Genomic DNA, 24,577 nt, shown 5'->3' with positions numbered 1-24,577 from the left:
TTCCCCATACTCATCAGCTAGACTGATAAAAACGTCGTTTATTCACAATCCTAGAAATGAAAAACAGTACGATTTCGATAATCGCCCATGTAGTGAACAGGACGACAAATCCTTTCATCGCCGTAATCGATTCAATATTCAACAAGTAATTCTTCTCACCCGTCACTACTTTTCCGAAATCGAAGTAGGTTTGTGGAAACGAACTAACATCAAAACCGAATAATTCCCGTGTCGTCCTTGAATAGTAAATTCGTTCTGAAAACAAGATGATAGTTGTCAACACGAGTACAACCCATTCATTTTTCACAAGTAGGCTGAAAATGATATTCAGACGGACGAATAGAAAAACGAGCAAAAGCATAGCAAGTGAAATTAAACCGAGCAGTTTTGCAATCGATATCACACCATAATCAGTACGCGTGAACGTTTGTTGGGAAATCATAATCGGCACATCCAAATTGAAATGCCCAAAACCGAACTGGATGGCTAGCAGCAATACGCCTACGATCGCCATGCCAAATATGACGAGATTGGCATACAGAAAAGCCGAAAACGTTTTCAAATTTAATTGCCGGTACCACGACAACGGTAGTCCTTGAAGCACTGACCGATTTTTCCGGTCGCGCGTCAACACATCACTGCTGAAATAGATGGCACAAAATAGAAAGAAGTACATGCCATAATCAAGCATGAATTTCTGCAGCCCCTGTAAACCTGTCTTCTCCATAATTAACCCGTATGTAATCGGATGCTCTTTCGTCATATAGTTTTCATAGCGCATCATCGTCTGTTCATATAAATGCATTCGATCTTTTCCCGGGAAAGGAGATTCTTTAAATAGTTCCTTGTCCTGTATGTATTCCTGTGCGCCTCCTTCCAAAGCATTCGTACGCAAATGGAGGTAGCGCGTGAAATTACGATCTTCATAGGCATTCAATAACGCTTTATCTAACCAGTAATAATAATCATTCCATGCATAGACCGCAGCACCGCTCATTCGGACGACACCCGTATTTCCTTTCTTGAGTCTCAGCTGCTGTTCACCTTCAAGCTCCGTCAAATAATCGAGTGTCTCATTAGGATAGAAAGACTCTTTCGTTTCTTCACTCGGAAGGATTAGAAGGCAGTAACTGAGCAATAAAACCCCGATGAAAATCAGGAATGGAATGTTTTTCATACTCCTTGCCGTAATCAAAAACTCGTGTTTCAAAAATGTGCGATTCATGCCTCTTCATCCCAGCTTCCTCTATTAATCTTTAGGCTTGCGAAATAATACTATTCTCCTAGTATATCAATATATGCGGAATTCTCAACATCTTTCGACAATGAAAGAATTGACGAACGTAAAAATCGGATTATCCGCTTGCGCAAGGGGATAATCCGATTTCTTCCGTACCCTATTCAGTTCACCAACTCCGCCTGTACAACGAGTCGATGTGTATTGGAATATTCCGGGTAACACGTGATGAGCGACATGAGTGCGATTTCCGGATCCGGATCCAATACATCGACCTCATGTGGCTCGACAATTTTGACGTCGAACACTCTGTACGTCTGAAGACCATTTCGTGTTTGGAACGTAAATTCCGTACCAATCTGCACTTCATGCAATCGGTTAAAATACTTCCCGAATACATGGGCCTGATGCCCGGCGATAGCATAACTGCCACCGATTTCCCCGGGCAAATCCATATTTTCGATGGCACCGAGCGATTGGTCGAGTGTTACAGCATCCGCCCCGTAAAGAACAGGCGCTTCCATATCAATGGACGGAATGGATAGGATTCCTTCCATTCTTTGCACATCATTTCCGTCTGTATGGTCGAACGTGGAAGGCATGGATGCTTGTACAGGCATTTCTTCGCCCTTCGTTCTATGACTGAAATCGGGCTCTTCCGCTTGCATCGCCTGGAATGCATCCAACAACTGTTGCTCATGCTCACCAGCTTTGACATTCCCGTTCATGAGCCATACAAGCAATCCGATTCCAATCACCATCAGACATGTACCTGACCATCTGATGATCCGTTTCATCGTCTGTTCACCACTTTCATGCTGCCGATTGTCCAGACTTGCCAATTCTACGCAAGCCCACACCGACAATCAGGAAAACAACGGCGATTATTAGTAGACGCTTGCCATCAAACGTACCGCCTGTCTGTGGCAATGCACCTCGCATGGACTGGCTATTCATATTACCTTGCGTCATTCCGTCTCGCGGTGCATGAGCGGAATGAACGGTTCCTTCCGATGCAGCGGATGAAGAGTCTTCACTGGGAACTAGGTTGCTGTCCGTTCCATTCCCACGATTACCCGAATCTGCATCCACTTCTCCGTTTTCGGCAGCAGGAGGTATTCCAGAACCGTCTCCCGGTACTACGGCCGTACCGTCTTCACTGCCATTAGGATCCAGAGAACCGTTGTCATTGCCGTCCGTACCTTCATTACCATTACCATTACCATTGCCATTTCCATTGGATGAATCATCTTCATCGCCTGGCGCTGGAACAATCACAGTGGGTGGTACGGAATTGCCATCTTCGTTCTCATTACCGTCTCCATTACCTGGAGCGGGGTAGATTACAGTTGGCGGAATCGTATTGCCATTACCATTCCCGTCATCGTTTCCGTCACCTGGTACCGGGTCGATTACAGTAGGGGGAACCGTATTTTCATTGTCATCATTCCCTCCACCCGTAGACGGAGGATTTTCCGTATTGACTGGAAATAGTGCTTCCCTTTTCAGTACATCCACAGCAACGGGTTCAAGTCCTAGTAGACCTAGATCGGTGCCTACAACACCACTCGTCACTAACAGACCGTCTTCCGTCATTGCACCATTTTGATACAGCACATCGATAGTTGTGTCTTTTAGTAAGTCTCCGTCAAGTCCTACTTGTGCCAGACCTGTCGAAAACGTTCGACCATCTTCATCAGCGTTCACATGTTTATCCAGTACACCGACATGCGCTTCACCGAGAAGTGGTAAGTCTTCGGCATTTACTTCAACAAGTCCACCGTCAAATGACGATGCTTCTCCCTCTACGTTACGATCTTGCAGACCTACATCGACATTCACATCATTTGTCAATGAAGATTCAAGTCCAACTGATACTACGGAAGACGTTGATTGTTCAACACTTTCATTTTTAACCTTACGATCTCTTAAAACAGATACGTCCACATCTTCTACAAGTCCTTCTAGCGCGCCGCCACCGATCGAAACATCCGCAACAGCGGCCATGCTTTCATTTTCATCGGCATCATTGTTCTTTTCTGCGGCAAGCACTTTTACAGAAGTGTTCTCCAGCAAATCACCGTCCACATCGACTTGTGCAAGACCTGTAGAGACGGATTTATTGTCACCGTCTTCAACCATATGCTTGTCCAGTACACCGACATGCGTTTCGCCGAGAAGCGGTAAGTCTTCGGCATTTACTTCGACAAGCCCGCCGTCAAATGAACCTTTCTGCTGATTTCCTGAAATAACATCGACGTCCACATCATTCGTAACGGCCGATTTCACTTCAACAGTTGCCAGCGACTTCTTTATTCCGCCGTCTACTGTTTCACTTTCAGCACCAACGTCGACATTCAATTCATCCAGAATTCCATCGGTTACTTCGACTGAAAGCAATGATTGATCCTTATCATCCGTTTTCTTGGCAGGGATTGTCACTTTCACATCTCCCAAAATCGGCAAGTTCGGTAGATTGATATCCAGCAGTTTCGAATCCTCTTTGACCTCCGTTGAAGTGTCCGCTTCTGATGCCTCAACAGTCGAGATCATCATACCAATTGCCAAACTGACACCAAGGGATAGCGTGCTGATTGTTCTCCATCTGTTTTTCATTTTCAACTCTCTCCTTTTTTACGTAGTATTGATTTTGATGTGTAAAAAAGGAGTTTGTTGGGGCGGTTGCCCAGGTGGAGCATGCGTCCATTGGTTCCTCATGATTTCACTTGAATGAATCCATTGCCTGCCTTCCAACAGTGCTTGCCTATCTAACCAATTGAAAACACCTTGCACAAAATCCGTAAATCCAGCGCTTGTGACAGATGCCGTTGAAATCGATGACGTACTTGTTGTCATCGTTACTGGATTTTCCTTCCAAATGAATTTCATTCGTGCCGGAATCATTGGCAATTGAGGTTCAAACGATTTGGCTTTTTCCATTGAAGCAGTATTTTTCATCGCCGGTACGTTTGTAGTAGCAGGTGCTTTAGTTTGAGTCAGACTTGCATTGGGTATTTCTGCAATAGCTTCCTCTACGAAGGGTTCTGTTTTTCGATCAAAGACTTCCTGTTCTGCAGCTTGTTTCGTCGTGTTTTCAGTTATCCGCTCAATCCGTTCCGTTTCAATCTGTTCAACCGGTTCAATTGTTTCGGTTTTCACCGGCTTCTCAACTTTCTGAGGCATATCGGATTGCACGGGTAGTTCCGCATTAGCTGGTTCTGCTGGAGCTTTTCCATGCTCAACTGGCTCAGAGACTTGCGGAATTTCCGGTTTACGTTCTGCAATAATAGGTTTTTCCACTTCCTCAATAATTATAGGAAGCTCTTGAACTGTTTCCACAGTCTCGTCCACCGTATTATCAATCGTTTCGGTTAACGTTCCCGTAGTTTTTCCGACTACCTTTCCGACTTTATCGACGACAGGCTTCACGACAGGGATTTCTGGTAGTTCCTCTGTGACACTAATTACTTCCGTCGTTACCGTGTCAATGGTCTGTGTTGTATTTTTCAATACCGGCTCCACATTTTTCACTGTTTTCCCGACATGGTCAACAGTGTTTTCAACAATCTTCGAGACGGGCTTTTTCTCGTTTGGATCGACGAGAGTTTCAAGCGTACCCGTTGTGAATGAAACCGTGTCATCCACTGTCTGATCGACACCTTCCACGACAGAGCCGACAAGACCACCTACTGCATTCACCGTTTCATCCACAGTCGAACCGACCTGTTCCAACAAACCGCCTAACAAGCCTCGCCTTTTCTCACCATTCTCTTCCGCATGCACAACTTCCGTTGAGACAATGACCAAACAGAATAATACCGTCATTGTTAAAACGATTCTCTTCAAATTCGAGTCACCTCCTTCCAAATAAAAAGAAGTTTACAAACTATTCATACACTCCGGCTGTACCCGCTAATTTGATTCTGAAACATTGATATATTCATCATCATTTTCGAGGTCGTAAAATAGTTCAAAAAAATTCATATTTTCATAGTTCACATACTATAATTTCTTCATTCCTCACCGATATAGTTAGTATGTAATACCCATAAAACAAGGGCGAGGGGTAAGGGAAATGACAATAGGTAAAAAGCTTTACGGTGGATTTGGTATTATGCTCGGTCTACTGCTCATGTTCGGATTCTTCAGTTTGTCGCAGTTGTCTTCGGTATCCAATGGTTATGAACAGATGCTTGAAAGGAATGTGGGCCAAGTCCAACGAGCAGAACTGATTCAAAAAGAAATGGCAATGCAAGGAATGTTTTTACGCATCTACATATCTGAAGGCAAAGAGGATTCATTAAAACAGTTTGAAGCACATCAAGATGCTTTAAAGAGAGCAACGGAACAACTTAATCTACATACAACGTCTGATGACCTAGCCGGAATGATTGATGAATTAAATGTCAGTATTGCCGCTTTTGATAAGGCTGCTCTCGAAGTTGTCGATAAAGTGAAAAGCGGAAAATCAAGTGAAGCGGAAAAGTTAATGAATGCAAATGCAGCGAAACACAGCATCGCGATTGAAAAGATTGGCGCTGAAATTGCTGAAACAGAGACAGCTCTTTTGGAAAAAAAGTATGCTGAAACAGCTGCTGTAGCAGCCGATGCCAAACGCGCGTTGATTGTGTCAATTATCATAGATGCAATCCTCGCCATGCTACTCGCAACAATCATTAAACGCTCTATCTCGAGACCAATTAGAAAACTTGTTTCCAGCGTAACGGTTGTCGCTGACGGAGATTTGACGCAAGAAGATATTATCGTCAAATCAAAAGATGAAATCCGGGAATTAGCAACAGCCTTCAACCGGATGAAACTCAATTTGCGTTCGCTAATTGGAAGCATTAATGAAAACGCTTTGCATGTAACAGCCTCAGCGGAAGAATTGTCTGCAAGTACTGAAGAAGTATCACGCTCTTCACAGGACATGACGGAAAGTATGGAAATCGTTGCGGCAGGTGCCCAAACTTCAGCCGCTTCTGCCGGAGAAAGCTCCCTCGCTATGGAAGAGACTGCGATCGGCGTTCACCGTATCGCAGAATCAGCACAAACGTTAAACGAAAGTGCTTCAAATACAGAAAAATTGGCACGCGAACGCGGAGAAGCCATTAAGCATGCCAATGACCAAATGGCCGTCATCTATGATTCTTCTCAGCTAACGAGTGAACTCATTAAACGGTTGAGCAAACAAACCGAAGAAATCCAAAGCATTACAAAAGTCATAACAGATATTACGGAACAAACAAACTTGCTGGCACTTAACGCAGCAATCGAAGCAGCACGGGCCGGAGAACATGGTAAAGGATTTGCGGTCGTAGCCGACGAAGTCCGAAAACTAGCCGAGCAATCCAAATCATCCGCCAACCAAATTGTCCATTTGACAGCCGGCATCCAAGAAGACACGAAAAACGTTGAAAATGCCGTATCCGACAGCTTGAAAAACGTCGAAGAAGGCGTAAAAGTCATTGACGAAGCAGGAGACGCATTCATCTCCATCATCGATGCCATTCAGGCAATGGGCACACAAATCGAAGACATCTCCGCCGCTACGGAACAAATATCCGCCAGCGCAGAAGAAGTCTCAGCCTCTATCCAGGAAATCGCTACCCAAGCAAGCGCCGCATCCAACAAAACCGAACAAAGCGCAGGCGCTGTGCAAAATCAAATGGCAACAATCGAAGAAATCAACAGCGTCGCACACGACTTAAGCAAACAAGCAATGAACTTGCAAGAAACGATACAAGAATTCAAAGTATAAACACCACCAAAAACAGCCAAGCCCCGAGTTCCATCGGGGCCTGGCTGTTTTTTCATTTTCCTCCACATCGAAACTCCAAAAAAGCGTGCAAAAGTCCATACTTTCCTCTAAAAGTCCATAACCGTCCATAGAAGTCCAAACTCTGTTCTAAAAGTCCATAACTCCGAATAAAAGTCCAATAGAAGCAATAAATTCCGATCACGTTATATCTCTATCGCTCACACATCTTTCATACTTCTATACTTTAAAACTCCGCAGAGCTCGTATCCATCTCAAATAAGGGCTATAATAATTCCAATAATCGAAATTCCATTAGAGGTGACTACAATGAATTTAGATGACTACAAAAAAGCGATCCATGAAAATGCTTATTTGAAGCTGATCATTAAAAATCACCTGCCTACACTTGAACTGAAAAATCCTGACGACATCATCACGAACGAGTCAGACGTCCAAGATAAAGTACATCTATTTACGGATTTGTTTAGAGGACGCACAGATGTTTTTGCGAGAAAGTGGGAAACGGCAGAAGGAAAAGCAGGATATGCACCCGTCGTTTCAAAAGGCGGATATGAAAATCTAAGCCATCAAGCTATATATGACCATCTCAGCGGTAAACATACGATCGGTCTTTATCCAATGCTCTCGGATGACACATGCTTACTTCTTGTGGCTGACTTTGATAAACAGAATTGGCAACAGGACGTCACAGACTTCGTTCATACTTGTAAAATAGTCGACATCCCAGTTTATATAGAAAGATCTCGCTCGGGCAACGGTGCGCATGTTTGGATTTTCTTCTCGCAGGCACTTCCGGCACGTCTTGCACGTAGACTTGGTGAGGCACTCCTGACTTTCACACGGTCAAAGTTTCGGACCTCTCTGTCTTCATTCGACCGGTTATTTCCTAGTCAAGACCAGTTATCGACCTCAAGTAGCCTAGGTAACTTAATCGCTTTACCCTTGCAACCGCAAGCACGGAGGAACGGCAACAGTGAATTCCTTACCGCTTCATTTGAACCGATTCAAGATCAATGGTTATATCTATCCGCAGTCACCAAAGTCGGAGAGTCCACAATTAAAAAAGCATTACATACACTTGGCTTCCCTCATTCTGATCTGTCGGTGAATGAACAGCCAGTAATCATCCAGGCTATCAAAAAGAATGGAATCCATATACGACTCGATACTCTTTCGGAAACGGTCATTTCTAAATTAAAAGAACTGGCTTCTTTTAGCAATCCAGAGTTCTACAGAGCAAAGGCGAAACGACTGACTACGAACCATCTTCTAGCACGAATTGAAGGATATGACATTAACGATACTCATTTAATCCTTCCAAGAGGGATCGAACAGTCTGTCCAGGAATTAGCTAACTCATTAAACTTGAAATTAGAATGGCTTGATGAAAGAAATAGAGGAGATATAATTGAACACGATTTCCACGGGACTCTAACTGCACAGCAACAAGATGCTATAAGAGAATTATTATTACATGATTGTGGTGTATTGTCTGCCGCTACTGGTTTCGGGAAAACCGTTACTGCAGCTGCATTAATTGCTGAAAGAAAAGTGAATACACTCATCATCGTGAATCGTAAACAGTTGCAAAGCCAGTGGATTGAACAACTATCCTTCTTTCTAAAACTGCCTAAAAAGAAGATAGGGCAAATCGGCGGCGGTAAAAACACAGCAACAGGCACTATTGATGTAGCGATGTTACAAACATTGACAGCGAACGGAATTCACTCTGCCATTACCCACTATGGGCAAGTGATTTTTGATGAATGTCATCATGTCTCTGCTTTTTCTGCAGAACAATTAATGAAGATGGTCCGCGCAAAATATGTATACGGTCTAACCGCAACACCTGTCCGCAAAGACGGTCTCCATCCGATTATAACTATGCAATGCGGACCCATTATATATAAAACAGACGCCAAGGCCCAAGCACTCATCCGCCCGTTTCATCATGTACTCAAAGAACGTTTTACGAATTATAAGACGAAATCCGAAAACATTCAGCATATATACAATGAAATTGCAGAAGATACCGAGCGCAATCAAATGATTTTCGATGATGTTCTGCTCGCGCTCGAAGAAGGTTTGACACCTTTGATTCTTACAGAGCGAGTGAGCCATGTGAACATTTTAGCTGCAATGTTTAAAGGCTTTGCGAAAAATATTATTATACTTTCAGGCGAACTCAAGAAAAAAGAACAGCTACAATCATTACAAAAAATCCGTGAACTGACTGATGATGATGAACTTCTCATTATTGCAACAGGAAAATACATTGGAGAAGGCTTCGATTTTTCGAGACTGAATGCACTTTTTCTGGCCATGCCGATTTCATGGAAAGGATTACTAACCCAATACGTTGGGCGCCTACATCGTGAACATAATGAAAAAGATGAAGTTCGAGTCTATGACTATATCGACCGCTCGGTGCCCGCTTTACTTAATATGTCGAAAAAGAGATTGAAAGGCTTTAAAAATATGGGATATGTACGACAAGACGATAAACAGACGACAACTGAGCAGATGAAACTATTTTAATGTCCTCACCGAAAATCAACTTGATTTGCAATGCTTAGTAATTTAAAAACAGCCAAGCCTCAAGTTCCATCGGGGCCTGGCTGTTTTTTCAACATCAAAAGTCCAAACAAGCGTGCAAAAGTTCATACTTTCCTCTAAACGTCCATAACCGTCCATAGAAGTCCAAACTCCGTGCCAAAAGTCCATAACTCCGAATAAAAGGCCAATCCACCAGTTTCCATTTTCCCTACCGAGGGAACATATCCTAAAAAGGACGTGACCACAAATGGCATTCGATTATGACCTCGACTATGAAAACCTTAATTTGCGCAAACACCCCGAGCTCTATAAAGTCGGTAGAGGTGAACAAGGCGTTCTACTCGTGGAACCATATAAAAGTGAAATTCTTCCGTACTGGCGTTTCAAGACTCCAGAAATCGCCAAAGAATCAGCAGAGAAAATCTATGAGCTGTTCGAAGAATACAGGAAAGATGATGATTTTGTCGGCATGGACATGGCTCGTAAATTCATTCAGATGGGACATACGCGTGCGCGACGGTATACGAACTACAAAGGTGGACGGAAATATAATGAGGACGGCAGCATAAAAGAGAGACAGATCGACCCGGTAAAAGAAGAATCTGCGCGGATTTTCAAAGAATATTGGGATAGAATTAGGGGAGATGAAGATTATTTGAAGAGAAAGAAAGCGCATCAGAAAGTATATGGATAAAAACTAAGATTAACTGTACAAAATAAATTCCCTTTCATTTTCACTATTTGCGAAGTAATCAAAACCCAACTAAGTCCACTTTTCATTTCAAATCTATCTCTCAGATATAGCAGGAGGTTTCAAAATTTAACTTTAAACATTAAAGGAAAGCCTGTTGATACATTCAACATAGGCTTTCCTTCTATTTTCTGAATTTTGAATTATCAACTTATTAACAGAAAAAAATTAACGAGAATTGCGCCAGATATCAGTTGCAGCTTTTTTAGTCATTGGGAACATCTCCATCGTCATAGCATTATGTTTGATCCGATATGATTCACTGTCATAGTAAGATAGATGACTAACCCATTTTCTTGCATCCACATTTACAAACTCTCCTGTATTAACATTGATATACGTCGAGTGAACATGTAATTCGTTGACAATACTATAGTTATCATTTGTGTCTGCGTCATTTGTTGTAATTAAAGCTGTATCGGCATCTACCATTTCAACTGTTAGGAAATCTGCTCGATTAGCTCTAGATAAGAGTTTTTCCATCTCCGATTTCATCATTTTACCTTCGAAAATTTTAATGATAAAGTCTTCTTCATGGACATCTGTTGGTGAATAGTTGAAGTCCGCTCGATAAGTGTAGTTGTCATCCTCTTCAGAGTAACTAAAAAACGAGTAGTCTACGTTTGATAGACCGATTGCATTCATATATGCTTTGTTCTTTCCTTTTTCTTGAATCGTTCCTTTGATGTCTGACAGGAAATTAGTAATTCCCTTCATCTGTTCGGCATTCTTATAGTGAATGGACCAGTAATCGATGGAATCGCCATCGACACGACTTATACTAGAACCGCAGTTAGATGTCGTAAACCTACAATTGCTCATGTATTCTTCATAGCCGCTTCCTTTGAAAACAACCTTTTCATGACTCCCCCACTCCTTATTGAGATCGAGCAGAAGAACGTTCTTTTCAGACTGATTTTTATAAGGATATTCAACTATATAGATATCTCCTTTTTCACCTTTCAACTGATAGGTGTGCTTATCCTTACCAAAACTGGCTGTGTCGTCTTTTGAGGCATAATAATAAGATTCGAGTGTATAGACTTCACCGGCAATCTTGAATTTCTTCTCACCGTCTTTTTTTGATAAAACCATATTTTCTAGTTTACCAGAAGTAGAATTCGGCTTTGAAGCACGTGTTAAAAATGCAGAGAAGTGAGCACGTGAAACAGTACCATTTGGTTTAAAACTCCCGTCCGGATATCCAGTTGTTATGTTATTTGTCGCTAAAAGATTGATATACGAATACGATTTATGCGACTTCGCAACATCCTTAAATACAATTGGTGAATCGCCTTCTAGTTCAAACGCAACAGATACAGCCCTTGCCAGCGCTTCTCGTGTCAAAGGAGCGTTTGGTTCAAATGATCCACCAATCGGAAACAATCCTGAATGTGCAGCTATGTAAATTTCTCGGTATGCAGGATCTTTAGGTCCGACATCACGATATGGAGATACATTCGAAACAGATTGTTTCAACCCCACCATCTTTACAAGCATTGCTGCTGCTTGTCGATTAGTAACTGGCGCATTTGGCTTAAATGTTCCATTTGAGTAACCGCTAATAACCCCTTTACTCGATAGATATTCAATATCTTTGTAATTACTGTGACTCGCGGGAACATCTTTAAATGTTGCACCCATAGCTAAATTAGCGTTCATCATGCCAAGCATCGTGAAAACAAGCAAACTTGCCAACAACTTTTTCATATTATGAGTACCTTCTCTCTTTTATTATTTTCATAAATTATTATTAGCGATACATATAACGTCGCGAATATTTCATTAATTCAACAACCTCCTATTTGCGGATATTTTTATGAAACGATTCAATACAACTATTATTTCAAAATATGTATCTATGAAAATCATAACATTTATGGGTAATTTTGCACTATACAATTAACCCTACACGATTCAGTTAATTGTAATACATCCACTAATAAGTAGTCATTAATTACTACAAAAGTATGTGGAAGTTTATTTCCCTCTCTACTTTTCGCATTAAAACTACAGCAGTTAATTATCTATTATCCTTCAAATTATATTTTACTTTTAGACTCTTCACGCTCTATATCAAGTTTTCAGTTTGCAGTCAGAGCATTTGCTGATTAATAGGCACTCAGCATGACTAGAAAAATTAAGACTTGCGCTAACATCCCTAGTGATACTCCCCCAATCTCATATTGACACGCCAACTTTTTTAGCGTAAAGTCATACACGAATTGTATAACCCTGTTCGGGAGAGGTTCATAGCGACCCTCTATAAAAAACTATGGATGACGAAAATTTCGCCATGTCCATTCGACATGGCTTTTATTTTTCTGTTTCTATGGCCCCTCCCTGACAAAAATTTCAGGGAGGTTTTTTAATTGGCTGGAAGAGATGAAGAAACACTTAGCGATTTAACCTTGTTAGGCAATCAAAACACGAAGTACACGTACGAATACGACCCAAGTATTTTGGAGGCCGTCGATAATATGCATACGGAACGGGATTTCTTCGTGAAATTCAACTGTCCTGAATTCACCTCACTATGTCCGATGACAGGTCAACCCGATTTTGCAACAATGTATATTAGTTTTGTACCTGATCAGAAACTAGTCGAAAGTAAAGCACTGAAGCTTTATTTATTCAGCTTCAGAAATCATGGCGACTTCCACGAGGACTGCGTCAATATCATTATGAATGATTTGATCAAGCTGATTGACCCTCGTTATATCGAAGTTTGGGGCAAGTTCACACCACGCGGCGGTCTATCCATCGACCCTTATTGTAATTACGGCAAGCCGGGAACGAAATACGAAAAAATGGCTGAACATCGTCTACTGAACCACGATATGTATCCGGAAAAGGTGGATAATCGATGAGGTATTATTTAAGCGGGATTTTTGTCGGACTCTTACTCTTATCGAATATTGTTGCGGTCAAACTGATGAGCATTGGGAGTTGGATTGTCATTCCTGCCGCCGCAATTATCTATGTATGTACGTACCCTATTTTGGATGTGTTAACAGAAGCGTATGGTAAAGATGCTGCTAGAAAGACCGTCCAGACAGGTTTCATCGCCCAACTACTGTCCATCGGGTTTATCTGGATTGCCATCCACTTACCTGCTGCACCCTTCTTTGAAAACCAAGAAGCATTCGAGACGATCTTCAGCGCCGGTTTCCGGGTTACAATCGCGAGTCTCGTCGCCTATATGATTAGTCAGAATCTCGACGTGACGATTTTTGATAAACTGAAACAAAAACACGGAACGAAGCAACTCTGGGTACGTAATAATGCTTCGACAATGGTCAGCCAATTAGTCGATACGACAATCTTTATTACAATCGCGTTCGCGGGCACAATGCCTGTCTCTGTCTTACTCGGTATGATTGCAAGCCAGTATTTGTTCAAGTTTGCTATCGCCGTATTGGATACGCCCGTTGTCTATTTACTGGTCGCGATTTGCAGGAAGAATGAAAAGAAGTTGGGGAATGTGGAAGTTTCACTGCAGCAATAAAATAATATGTAAAAGCCGATCATGAAGTAAATTGATCGGCTTTCCTTTTTCGAAGTTAACAATTTGGTGGGAATTCTATAAATCAGGAAAAACAGTTATGCGGGTTACTGGAACTCGACAATATTTTTGAAGTTAAAATTTAGAGAACTTGTTAGACAATCAGACACACTCTTGCCATATAAAAAAACGCCCACTCAAGGGCGCGCTTTAAAAGTCTTATCTTGTTGCAAATGCTGTAAACGTTCTCATGATTTCAGGCAATGCATCTTTTGAATTTGCAGCAGATACTTGGTGAGTTGAGAAAGAAACGACAATTGCTAATACCATTAGAAAAGCAAACATTTTTTTCATCACAAATCCTCCCATTCGGTTATATTCCTATAAATATTACCATATTTGTGTGCTTCTTCATATAGAGTCGCAGATAATTTGTATTTCTTATTCTCAAAATACCAATTCGCCAACGCAATACTATATTTAGAAACGAGTTCATAATGCAGGTTCTCTTTAAAATAGACTAGTGAGGTCTTAGCGATATCTTCGCATAGTCCGTTTTCACTATACATAGATTTCATAAAACTCAATTGATGATAATATGAAGCTTGACCTTCATTTTCTAATAACTCATAATGCTTTATTCCCTTTTCACACCATTCAAGTATTAGCTTTTTATTTTTAAGTTTGGAATATTCCATAGCTATACATAGAATGGATAGTAGCTGCCCATTTGTTAAGTGACTATTATATTCATAACTTTCTTTAAAGCTCTTTATTGCTTTTTCACGATCTCCTATAACACCATATAAAGCACCTATATTATGAAGAATTAACTCCAAGTTACTATTTAAACCAAACTCTTCACATATTTGCCTTGCTTTTAAATAAGCATTCAATGATTCATCAAAGTTTCTGGATTGTTTATGAACAACACCCATTATTATATAGCAATCCATAACTCTCCCCATCAAAAACTGGCTACTAAAGTATGATAGAGCTTTTTGCACATGCTCTCTAGAATGTAATGTTCTATTATCTGCAACATAAGTGATACCAATCATGTAATGAAGTTCTGCAACTTCCCAATCATCGAGTGACAAATTATTCATTGTTTCAAAAGCAGCTTCAAAATAATGAATCGATTTCACTAAAATTCCTGACACATAATAAAACAGCCCTCTATTAATATTAAATAAATACATCTGAAATTCATCGAAGTATGAAGTAAGTCCATCCACTGCATCCAACTCAATTTTCCTTTCTTCTAAATCCCCACCTAAAATCAAGCGGAAACGAAAGGTTACTAATAAGTAGGTATAATAGACGGAGTCATCGTATGATAGTGGGTTTATAGCCATTAACATATCCAGCTGTTGCTTCGTATAGGTCTTGTCCTTCTTTGTTATCACCATTCGATAACTTGCAAGGATCAGTTCCATAAATTCTTTGTCGCTGTTTATATGATCAGGCTCATGAAATTTTGTAGCATCAATGCCAAGACGCTCCAAAAGAAGCTCTGCCACATCATCGCTAGGATGAATCAAATTCCGTTCAATTTTCGACAAATAGGAAGGTGTACAAATCCCTTTTGCCAATACAATTTGCTTCATATCTTGTCGGATACGTTCAGAACGTATGACATGGCCCACTTTCATCGACAATTCACTATCCCCCCTTTCGACGTAGTTAATAGTAATCATATCATAAGAATCAGGAAATAAATCTAAATAAATCTAAATAAAGTGCCTTTTTCAAATAAAATGTCCCAACTTATACTTCAACATGCTATAATTTTAAGTGTTATACTTTAAACAAGGAACAAAAGTAACATAAATAACATCAATTAAAATAGGAATATTAGATGATAATAAATTTAGATAAAATACCAATTAGAGAGGATTTGATGTGAATGAATTTCAACTTCAATGAATCAAACTACAAGGATATGGAAATTTTAATGATGAAAAATGAATTGAAGAAATTTGTACGGAAGATGCAAGCGGAAGGTTTTTTGGCGACAGTGGATATCGATGAGGTATTGGAAACACAGGAGTTTGAATGGCTAGAAACGATGTCTTCCTAAACAGTTCGAAAATGAAACGTACACAATCGTAAAAAGTCTACTACAGATCTGGAATGTAGCTGTTCCAAAATCCTTCTAGATAATCAGATACTTACGGTGCTTCCTTATTACTAAACCATCATGAAATAAAAACATACGTGATACACCAAAAAGCCAGTCAATTACTAGTCGACTGGCTTTTTGCTTTTCTACTATGCGGTTGCAGCAGAATACTTTGCAAGTTAAAAGTATTTATCCTAAATCACCAAAGCGCAATTGAACCATCTGTTCGTGATTCGGTTCCACCAGACAGTACTCCACTTTCCGGATCACGCCATATTATTTGACCACGTCCGAATGAACCCGTGTCGAGTTTTGGTATGATATCGTGTCCAAGACGTGTCAAAGCTTGCGCGAGGTGGTTCGGGAATCCAGGTTCAACATGGACCGTTTTATCTTTCACCCACTGCCACCGCGGATAATCGAGTGCCGCTTGCGGATTTAACTTATAGTCAATCGTGTTCATGATCACTTGGAAATGGCCTTGAGGTTGCATATAGCCACCCATCACCCCAAAAGGTCCAATCGCTTGGCCATTTTTCGTCAAAAATCCAGGGATGATCGTATTATATGTCCTCTTTCCGGGTTTAAGTGCATTTGGATGCTTTTCATCAAGTGAGAAGTCTGCACCGCGGTTTTGTAAAGCGATTCCTGTATCGGGTATTACGATTCCTGAACCAAAGCCCATATAATTGGACTGGATGAACGATACCATATTGCCGTCACCATCCGCTGTAGCAAGGTACACAGTTCCTCCTTTTGGAAGTTCGATCGGTTCAGGTAACTGTGCTCTATCCGTAACTTCTCGGGCACGTTTTTCAGCGTATTCTTTAGATAGAAGCTCTTCAACCGAAATCGGCATATCACTCGGCTCTGTTATGAATGCTTTTCCATCTGCAAAAGCTAATTTCATCGCTTCAATTTGTTCATGCAGTGTTGAAGTATTATCTGGTTTTGGTGGGTTCATTTCAGAGAAAATATTTAAGGCCATCAATGCAATCATTCCTTGGCCATTCGGCGGTATTTCCCACACGTCATAACCTCTATAGTTTGTTGAAACAGGTTCAACCCACTCCACCTGATACTTTTCTAGATCTGATTTACGTAAATAGCCTTTGTTCTTAGCTACGAACGAATCAATCTGATCCGCTAGTTCCCCTTTATAAAACGACTCCGCATTTGTTTCTCCAATCGCACGAAGTGTAGCAGCGTGTCCCGGTGATTTCCATATTTCTCCGATTTCAGGCGCACGTCCTTTTGGCGCGAATGTAGCAAACCAGTTATCAAATTCACCGTCCGTATTTAACTCTTTAAATTTGTTATAAGCAATTTTCCAATACTTACCTAGAATCGGAGTCAGTGGAAACCCGTCTTCCGCATAGCGGATAGCAGGCTTGAGGCACTCAAGTAAAGAGAGTTTACCGAATTTCCGGGATAGCTCTGCCCATGCCGCTGGAACTCCTGGCACTGTAACCGGAGTCAGACCAAATATTGGCATTTTTTCGTGTCCCACACTTTTCACAGCATCAATTGTCAATAATCCGGGAGCAGGTCCTGAAGCATTTAAACCATGTAATTTTTCATTAACCCAAACGAGTGCATAAGCGTCGCCGCCAATTCCATTAGACGTCGGTTCAACAACAGTCAGTGCAGCAGCGGTTGCTATCGCAGCATCAATTGCGTTACCGCCTTGGCGCATAATTTCAATTCCAACTTGTGCTGCAAGCGGTTGTGATGTTGCTACCATTCCATTATTAGCAAAGGCAGTATACCTGTATGATGGATTTGGGTTGTATAAGTAATCCAATGTAAAATCCCCCTTATTTAATGAAACCTTTTATCTATCGCACAGTGAAACCGATGAAAATATGATTCCAAACTATAAACAAACACACTTACTATATAAAAAAAGTAATATTTTTTTCCCGTCGATTTTCGTCAGTATAGCATATCAAAAATAGTCAGTCTATATTAGATTCCGAAGAGTCTAATTTGAATAATACTTAACACATCTTGTATTGTTAACTTTAAAATACAGAACAAGTTTGTTTTTACTACCAAAAAGCCAGCTGATGATTTCAACTGGCTTTGCCTATATTATTTAGTTATCATGGAAGAATTGGCTGCTTTAAGAGAGTACTTTATGGGAACTAGCTTAATAAAATCGATTCCTAGTCAAAGACTTGTCTGTACTGCACAACTGTTTTGGATACTTACTCTATTCCTTAAGTCAATCAACTAGAATTGCATCCTTAATCGCATCCTCAAGTTCTTTTCGATAGCCTACGGATTGCTCTTCTGTCCAGTTAAACTCTTTTTTCAAGAATTGGCATACTACTTCTTTATGCATCTGAACTGCTTTTATATCGAAGTACAATGCACCTGTTCGCCTGATAAAGAAATCAGTTGGTTTGTAGATGAGTTCGTGGTCAATTGCATAACGTAATTGTGCGTAGACAAGAGGATCCATGTTTTCTGTTCCCGCTATCCCTTTACCATTTTCGTAAATCGAGAAAACAGTATCGACATTTGACCCGTAGCGGTGAATCATTTTTCCGGAAATTACTTCTGACAGTCCAAGCGTCTTCCCCTTCTTCACTCTTTCTACTACAAATTTATGGAACCCGTCTGCGCCGCCTACATCCCCACCTGAAATCGGCAGATGCTTCGTTTGAGACCCGAGATAGTGCTGGCCTTCTTCTTCATTCAATTGTTTGACGACAAGATCCAAAACATGTTCAGCCATTTTACGATAACCTGTCAATTTACCACCCGCAATGGAAATGAGACCAGACTCGGATACAAATATCTCATCTTTTCTCGAGATTTCTGTCGGCGATTTTCCATCCTCATGAATTAACGGTCGCAATCCCGCCCAACTGGATTCTACTTCAGCCGGGCCAATTTTAACCGATGGGAACATGAACTCAATTGCTTGCAGTATATAATCTCGATCTTGCACAGTAACTTCAGGATGCGCGATGTCACCTTTGTAAACCGTATCGGTCGTACCGACGTATGCTTTTCCTTCTCTTGGAATAGCAAAAATCATTCGTCCGTCGGGACCGTCGAAATAGATAGCCTGTTGTAACGGGAATTTTTTTCCATTAAATACAAGATGGATTCCTTTTGTTAATTGCAATGATTTTCCTTTCTTTGAATGATCTATCTCACGTAATGTATCTACCCACGGGCCGGCAGCATTGACAATTTTTAATGCTCTCACTACAAAATGAGAACCTTCAATCACGTCTTCTACTTTGACACCAACCGCTTTTTTATTTTCATAGATGAGATCAGCAACTTTCATATAATTCAATGCAACCGCGCCTTTTTCTACGGCTTTCTTCATCACTTCAATCGTCAGACGGGCATCATCCGTCTTGTATTCAACATAGTAGCCTGCACCTTTCAATCCTTCATTTTTTAATAACGGCTCATAGTCAGTAGCAACAGCTGGGGTGAACATCTTTCTACGTTCACTCTTTTTGACTCCTGCCAAAAAGTCATAGACACGCAATGCGATATTTGTAGTGAACGGTCCGAATGTTCCTCCTTTGTAAAAAGGTAGTAGCATCCATTCTGGCGTCGTAATATGCGGGCCGTTTTGATAGACAATTTCCCGTTCTTTACCAACTTCCGCGACCATCTTCACTTCTAATTGCTTTAAGTAGCGTAAACCCCCATGGACGAGTTTCGTCGATCTGCTCGATGTACCTGCAGCAAAGTCCTGCATCTCCACTACTGCCACTTTCAAACCTCTTGTTGCAGCGTCCAGTGCAATTCCCGCACCTGTAATGCCTCCCCCAATCACTAGTAAATCGTATGTCTGTTCCTCAAGTTCCTTTTTCAGTTCGGCTCTATTTACATTTGAAAACCCCATGATTCATCCGCTCCTATCTGTATTTTGAAATAAAAAAAGAGACCACGAATCCCCTCCATTTCCTTAACGGAAATATGGAGCGAAGTGGTCTCTCAAATTCTCTACCAAAGTTATTAACTTGTTATTAGAATAGCATGTCGGACTTCATTTTCAAAGCATTACCACTTGGATTTAATGACTCACTTATATGCTATCGTTGCTGCAACCGCTTTTTTCCACCCAGTATACAGAGTGTCCCTCTCATCTTCAGATATCGTACTCGAAAATGTCTTTTCCACTTGCCATTTTTGCACAATTTCATCTTGATCGGTCCAATACCCGACAGCCAATCCTGCCAGAAATGCGGCGCCTAGCGCAGTAATTTCATTGACAATCGGACGATCGACGGTAACGTCTAAAATATCACTCTGGAATTGCATGAGAAAATCATTTGAAACAGCACCACCATCGACACGAAGGGACGCCAAATTGATACCCGAATCCTCAACCATCACATCAAGCACATCTCTCGTCTGATACGCCAATGATTCGAGTGTCGCGCGGATAAAATGTTCCTTTGTTGTCCCACGCGTCAGTCCGAATACAGCACCACGTGCATCGCTGTCCCAATAGGGTGTTCCAAGACCTACGAATGCCGGAACAACATAAACGCCATCCGAGGAACCGACTCTTAACGCATACGCTTCACTATCTGCTGAATCGTCGAACATACGCAAGCCGTCACGCAGCCATTGGACAGCAGATCCAGCAACAAAATTACTTCCTTCAAGCGCATAGGTCACTTTTCCATCTAGGGACCACGCAATTGTCGTTAGCAACCCTTGTTTGGACCTGACACATTCTTCCCCTGTATTCAACAACATGAAACTTCCTGTTCCATAGGTTGTCTTCGCCATCCCTTTTTCGAAACAAGCTTGACCGAATAATGCCGCATGCTGATCACCTACGACGCTTGCAATTGGAATCTTATGACCCGCAAATGGATAATCTTCCGCATAAGCGTAGATTTCCGATGAAGATTTCACAGTAGGAAGCATGCTGACAGGTACTGACAATATGTTGAGTAATTCTTCATCCCACTTCAATTCCTTAATATTAAACATCAAGGTTCGAGAGGCATTGGAATAGTCTGTGACGTGTGTCCGACCACCCGTCAACTTATAAACTAACCACGTATCGATTGTTCCAAATAACAAATCACCCACAATTGCTTTCGCCCTCGCCCCTTCGACATGATCAAGAATCCATTTCACTTTCGTTCCCGAAAAGTAAGGGTCTATAATTAGACCAGTTTTGTCAGCAAAAAGATCGCTATACCCTTCTTCACGCAAGACCTCACAAATATCTTCAGTTTGCCTAGATTGCCAAACAATCGCTTTATGAATGGGATTACCGGTATGCTTGTCCCATACGACAGTCGTTTCGCGTTGGTTTGTAATTCCAATGCCCGCAATTTGTTTAGGCAGCACATCTCCCTTACGCAGAACTTCTGCAATACATGCTAAAACCGAATTCCATATTTCATTCGCATCTTGTTCAACCCATCCCGGTTGCGGAAAAAATTGTTCAAATTCTTGCTGTGCTTTTTCGACGACTCTTCCTTTTTTATTGAATAAGATCGCTCGTGAACTTGTGGTCCCCTGATCCAGGGACAAAATGTACTGTTCCAACTCAATTACCTCCGTCTGTTGATGAAGTGACGTCTGAAAAAGGAGCTCGAGACTAATGTCTGTAGCTCCTTTTTATAGGGTTTAGAATATTGTGTAAAGCGTCGTATTGGCTATCGTCACCATCGTCATCACCAATGTGTTAATGAAGGCTCCGACATAAATGTTACCCGTTCTTCTGAATAGGTAACGATTAAAGATGGCAGCGATCATCAAAATCGGAACTAAGCCGATCACGATGATTGAGGAGAGAGATTCTCCCGGATAACCAGCTGTGCCTGTTATGAATAGTAATCCGTATTGATAGATTAGATAAAGCATCAAGCCCCCAACAAAATGAAGAATTGAAAGGACATACCCTTTTATGCCATCGTACTTTTCACTTGCTGTATTCATATTGACAGACATGCCCACGATGAAATAGTAGACAAAGAACAACGGTGCGTATTTCAGAAGCGCAATGAAATGTTGCACTTCAAACGTTTTGACTGCTACTGTCCAGAGACGGAAATCGACTTTGAATAATGCGTCTACTGCAAACAAAATACCAAATCCGATTGCTGCTGCAATAATCGCTGTTGCAAGTGATGCGGCAATCGTTTTCACGTTTGCTTTTACACCATAATTTGCTATCGTCGCACCTTCGGATTTCTTTGTAACATAATGATAGCAAACTGCCACCATCAGCATAACGACCGATACGTTTAGTGCCCAATAGACAATCGGATTGACTGTAGGAGCACCGAAAAACGGCGTTGTTTCAAGGAATTTATCTTGGCTTCTCAATAATACATATTGAATGATACTTAACACAAGTAGAATAAGTGAACCTGTTTTAGCATTTTTACTGTAGTTCTTAATTAATGAAACGACATATATAATCGCTGTTACGGCGATGAAAATCATGCTCACTTGACGCAACAAACGCATACCTGAAACATCTGCCCCATACAGCGATGAGAAGAAGAGTGCCGGGTACAAACTTACAAAAACTATGAGCAAGTAATTTGTCAGCTTCGACCCTTCTGTCTTCGGTTCTGGCAAAATACCTGCCTTAGCCGTATAAATCGAATTGAAGAACGGTAGTTTCGACAATAAGAGGATGACAGGAATGAACAATATAAAGAATCCAATCAAAGCGACAAAAGAAGCAAATTCTTTAAACATCCATGACTGTCCGCCTTCGCCGACTTTAATTTGGTCACTATAATCGGCAAAAGCCATATCATAGAAACTGATTGCGTCCGCTGTAGTTTGCTTCGAAAAGTGGTTCCATGGGTGCGTCTCATTCGGCTGATAGATTACTCGCATACCGCCGTTTGATTCATATACTTTTCCAGCCACAGGATTCTCAGGATTTCCTAGGAAGCCTTGACCTTCTTCTGTCCCCACATAGTTCTTCTTCACAACTGATTTACCAGCGCCGGCAGCGGCCGCATCAAAAAAGAATTCATCATACTGCCCTGCAACCTTACCGGACATTCTTGGACCATACGCTTTATTAATATCTTCTTCATTGAGCCCCATAACTTTTAGCCATTGGTAGTCCGAGCCCATCGTGAGTGAAGTATAGATTTTTCTAATGCCCGAGTCTCCGAAATCAGCTTCATCCAAAATGACTGCATGTGTGGATGAAAAACCGCCCATGGAGTGTCCAGAAACGGCAATTAGTCCATTTCCTTCAGCATCTTTTAGGACATAATCCTGCTCATACATATACTGAACGGCATCATAAATCGCATGCGGCCAAAACGAGAAGAAAGGAACCGGCTTTTCTGTTGTTCCGGTGGAGTGCCCGTGATCATACTGATCTAACGCTAATACGACATATCCTCTTTTCGACATCTCGATTGCCTGTGCATCCTGCATTTCCCCCGAATTCAAGTAACCGTGTGTCGCAATTAACGTAGGTCTAGGTTGATTGTCTGCTCCATCCGGTTTATACAACAAGCCTGACAGTTCGCCCCTAGGCGTTTCAAAATAAATGCGTGAAACATCGACATCGCCCCCAGAACTATTAAACTGGGAAGCTGTCACACTTCCAATTAAAATTAATACGAATGAAATAACCAACCATACAATCGGATTCTTGAACTTGTTCATAATATCCCCCTCTTTTGTTTTTACGTTACGTACAACTGTCTTTAAAGCATACGCGTGCTTCTAGAGACAAATACATAGTCAGCCTTACACGGCAAGGTGTATCGCCCTCACAATGAAGCCACCCCCAAATTTTCATTGTAATAGCGGACGAAAAAAAGACACATTAAACATCCCTGGGGGAACCCCCCAAGGAATGTAATGTGTCTCAAAATCTCATCACGAGCTATTAACTTATCGATAGTATACCTATCTTTGAAAGCGTTGTCAATTATCCGTACGCATTATCACCTAAATTTCTGCATGAGGACTCCATCCCAGTTTTATTTCGGCACCTCAGCTATGGTAGGATAGAATTAAGACAGATATATAGTGAAAATCATTTAATGAATCCCATCAGGAGTGATTATATGTGCAAGACGATTATACCCGCGATACGGAATATGAAGGATTTTGATGACGTACTGAAAACCGAACATGAACTGATCATCTTATTAGAAACCCGCCTATCCCAGCTAGAGAGCACCATTAAATATGCGAAACATCATAATAAAAAGGTACTCATCCACGCGGACCTTGTTCAAGGATTGAAAGTAGATGAGTTTGGACTTGAATATCTAGTTCATAACGTCAAAGTCGATGGAATTATCTCAACGAAAGCGAGCGTAATTGCCTACGCGAAAAAACACAACATTATTGGAATCCAGCGTCTATTCGCATTGGACAGCCACGCATTGAAACACAACATGAATATTTGCAAAAAGATCAAACCTGATTACATTGAAATCCTTCCAGGTGTACTACCAAACATCATTAAAGAGATCTATGATGAGACAGGGATTCCAATCATTGCCGGTGGATTGATTCGTACACAAGAGGATGTCGATATCGCCATCAATGCTTCAGCTTATGCAGTGACGACGTCTAATAAAGCTTTATGGTGAGGTAGTCATTATACCGGAATGTATAATGAC

Annotated in this window: 18 protein-coding genes and 1 riboswitch; of the genes, 7 read left to right on the top strand and 11 right to left on the bottom strand. The window is 41.2% G+C overall.

The window, feature by feature from the left end:
- Positions 1–13: 13 nt before the first annotated feature.
- From QWT69_RS03380 to QWT69_RS03365, 4 genes are all read right to left on the bottom strand, one after another.
- The gene (locus QWT69_RS03380; protein ID WP_317968972.1) at positions 14–1,225 is read right to left on the bottom strand and encodes a hypothetical protein; all 1,212 of its coding nucleotides are present in this window, start codon (positions 1,223–1,225) and stop codon (positions 14–16) included.
- A gap of 176 nt (positions 1,226–1,401) precedes the next feature.
- On the bottom strand, positions 1,402–2,034 hold the full coding sequence (locus QWT69_RS03375) for a class D sortase (RefSeq protein ID WP_317968970.1): 633 nt from the start codon (positions 2,032–2,034) through the stop codon (positions 1,402–1,404).
- Positions 2,035–2,050: 16 nt separating this feature from the next.
- The gene (locus tag QWT69_RS03370; protein ID WP_317968969.1) at positions 2,051–3,853 is read right to left on the bottom strand and encodes a hypothetical protein; all 1,803 of its coding nucleotides are present in this window, start codon (positions 3,851–3,853) and stop codon (positions 2,051–2,053) included.
- Between the two features lie 18 nt (positions 3,854–3,871).
- Positions 3,872–5,083, bottom strand: a complete 1,212-nt coding sequence (locus QWT69_RS03365; protein ID WP_317968967.1) for a hypothetical protein — start codon at positions 5,081–5,083, stop codon at positions 3,872–3,874.
- Between the two features lie 229 nt (positions 5,084–5,312).
- Between QWT69_RS03365 and QWT69_RS03360 the strand changes: the two genes are divergently transcribed.
- The 3 genes from QWT69_RS03360 (at position 5,313) to QWT69_RS03350 (ending at position 10,269) form a co-directional block, all read left to right on the top strand.
- Positions 5,313–6,998, top strand: coding sequence for a methyl-accepting chemotaxis protein (locus QWT69_RS03360; RefSeq protein ID WP_317968965.1), 1,686 nt, complete (start codon positions 5,313–5,315; stop codon positions 6,996–6,998).
- Between the two features lie 327 nt (positions 6,999–7,325).
- Positions 7,326–9,557: a TOTE conflict system archaeo-eukaryotic primase domain-containing protein gene (locus tag QWT69_RS03355; protein WP_317968963.1), complete on the top strand. Its 2,232-nt coding sequence runs from the start codon at positions 7,326–7,328 to the stop codon at positions 9,555–9,557.
- 265 nt (positions 9,558–9,822) lie between these two features.
- Complete coding sequence (locus QWT69_RS03350) at positions 9,823–10,269, top strand: DUF4385 domain-containing protein (protein WP_317968961.1); 447 nt, start codon at positions 9,823–9,825, stop codon at positions 10,267–10,269.
- Positions 10,270–10,494: 225 nt separating this feature from the next.
- Here QWT69_RS03350 and QWT69_RS03345 read toward each other — a convergent pair whose 3' ends face one another.
- A complete protein-coding gene (locus QWT69_RS03345) occupies positions 10,495–12,036 on the bottom strand; it encodes an S-layer homology domain-containing protein (protein ID WP_317968960.1) in 1,542 nt (513 codons plus the stop codon).
- A gap of 529 nt (positions 12,037–12,565) precedes the next feature.
- Positions 12,566–12,609: riboswitch (PreQ1 riboswitch) on the top strand.
- A gap of 89 nt (positions 12,610–12,698) precedes the next feature.
- Here QWT69_RS03345 and queF point away from each other — a divergent pair.
- Both queF and QWT69_RS03335 read left to right on the top strand, forming a co-directional pair.
- The gene (gene queF / locus QWT69_RS03340; RefSeq protein ID WP_317968959.1) at positions 12,699–13,196 is read left to right on the top strand and encodes a preQ(1) synthase; all 498 of its coding nucleotides are present in this window, start codon (positions 12,699–12,701) and stop codon (positions 13,194–13,196) included.
- Positions 13,193–13,834, top strand: coding sequence for a queuosine precursor transporter (locus tag QWT69_RS03335; protein ID WP_317968958.1), 642 nt, complete (start codon positions 13,193–13,195; stop codon positions 13,832–13,834). Before queF ends, QWT69_RS03335 begins: the two co-directional genes overlap by 4 nt.
- Before the next feature lie 216 nt (positions 13,835–14,050).
- Here the strand turns inward: QWT69_RS03335 and QWT69_RS03330 are convergent, their stop codons facing one another.
- Together QWT69_RS03330 and QWT69_RS03325 are read right to left on the bottom strand one after the other, a co-directional pair.
- On the bottom strand, positions 14,051–14,185 hold the full coding sequence (locus QWT69_RS03330; RefSeq protein WP_317968956.1) for a hypothetical protein: 135 nt from the start codon (positions 14,183–14,185) through the stop codon (positions 14,051–14,053).
- Positions 14,185–15,486, bottom strand: coding sequence for a helix-turn-helix domain-containing protein (locus tag QWT69_RS03325; protein WP_317970875.1), 1,302 nt, complete (start codon positions 15,484–15,486; stop codon positions 14,185–14,187). Before QWT69_RS03325 ends, QWT69_RS03330 begins: the two co-directional genes overlap by 1 nt.
- Positions 15,487–15,740: 254 nt before the next feature.
- Between QWT69_RS03325 and QWT69_RS03320 the strand changes: the two genes are divergently transcribed.
- Complete coding sequence (locus QWT69_RS03320; protein ID WP_317968954.1) at positions 15,741–15,914, top strand: hypothetical protein; 174 nt, start codon at positions 15,741–15,743, stop codon at positions 15,912–15,914.
- Positions 15,915–16,155: 241 nt separating this feature from the next.
- Here the strand turns inward: QWT69_RS03320 and QWT69_RS03315 are convergent, their stop codons facing one another.
- From QWT69_RS03315 to QWT69_RS03300, 4 genes are all read right to left on the bottom strand, one after another.
- On the bottom strand, positions 16,156–17,760 hold the full coding sequence (locus tag QWT69_RS03315) for a gamma-glutamyltransferase family protein (protein WP_317968952.1): 1,605 nt from the start codon (positions 17,758–17,760) through the stop codon (positions 16,156–16,158).
- A 423-nt stretch (positions 17,761–18,183) separates the two neighbouring features.
- The gene (locus QWT69_RS03310; RefSeq protein ID WP_317968950.1) at positions 18,184–19,836 is read right to left on the bottom strand and encodes a glycerol-3-phosphate dehydrogenase/oxidase; all 1,653 of its coding nucleotides are present in this window, start codon (positions 19,834–19,836) and stop codon (positions 18,184–18,186) included.
- 179 nt (positions 19,837–20,015) lie between these two features.
- On the bottom strand, positions 20,016–21,506 hold the full coding sequence (gene glpK / locus QWT69_RS03305; RefSeq protein ID WP_317968948.1) for a glycerol kinase GlpK: 1,491 nt from the start codon (positions 21,504–21,506) through the stop codon (positions 20,016–20,018).
- A gap of 81 nt (positions 21,507–21,587) precedes the next feature.
- Positions 21,588–23,606 (bottom strand): alpha/beta fold hydrolase, encoded by a 2,019-nt coding sequence (locus QWT69_RS03300; protein ID WP_317968946.1) that lies wholly within the window; start codon positions 23,604–23,606, stop codon positions 21,588–21,590.
- Positions 23,607–24,013: 407 nt separating this feature from the next.
- Between QWT69_RS03300 and QWT69_RS03295 the strand changes: the two genes are divergently transcribed.
- On the top strand, positions 24,014–24,547 hold the full coding sequence (locus QWT69_RS03295) for a glycerol-3-phosphate responsive antiterminator (RefSeq protein ID WP_317968944.1): 534 nt from the start codon (positions 24,014–24,016) through the stop codon (positions 24,545–24,547).
- Positions 24,548–24,577: the final 30 nt, after the last annotated feature.

It is taken from the genome of Sporosarcina oncorhynchi, assembly GCF_033304615.1.
Taxonomy (GTDB): domain Bacteria; phylum Bacillota; class Bacilli; order Bacillales_A; family Planococcaceae; genus Sporosarcina; species Sporosarcina oncorhynchi.
Note: the sequence above shows the minus strand (reverse complement) of the source record. Positions and strands in the feature narration are given on the sequence as shown.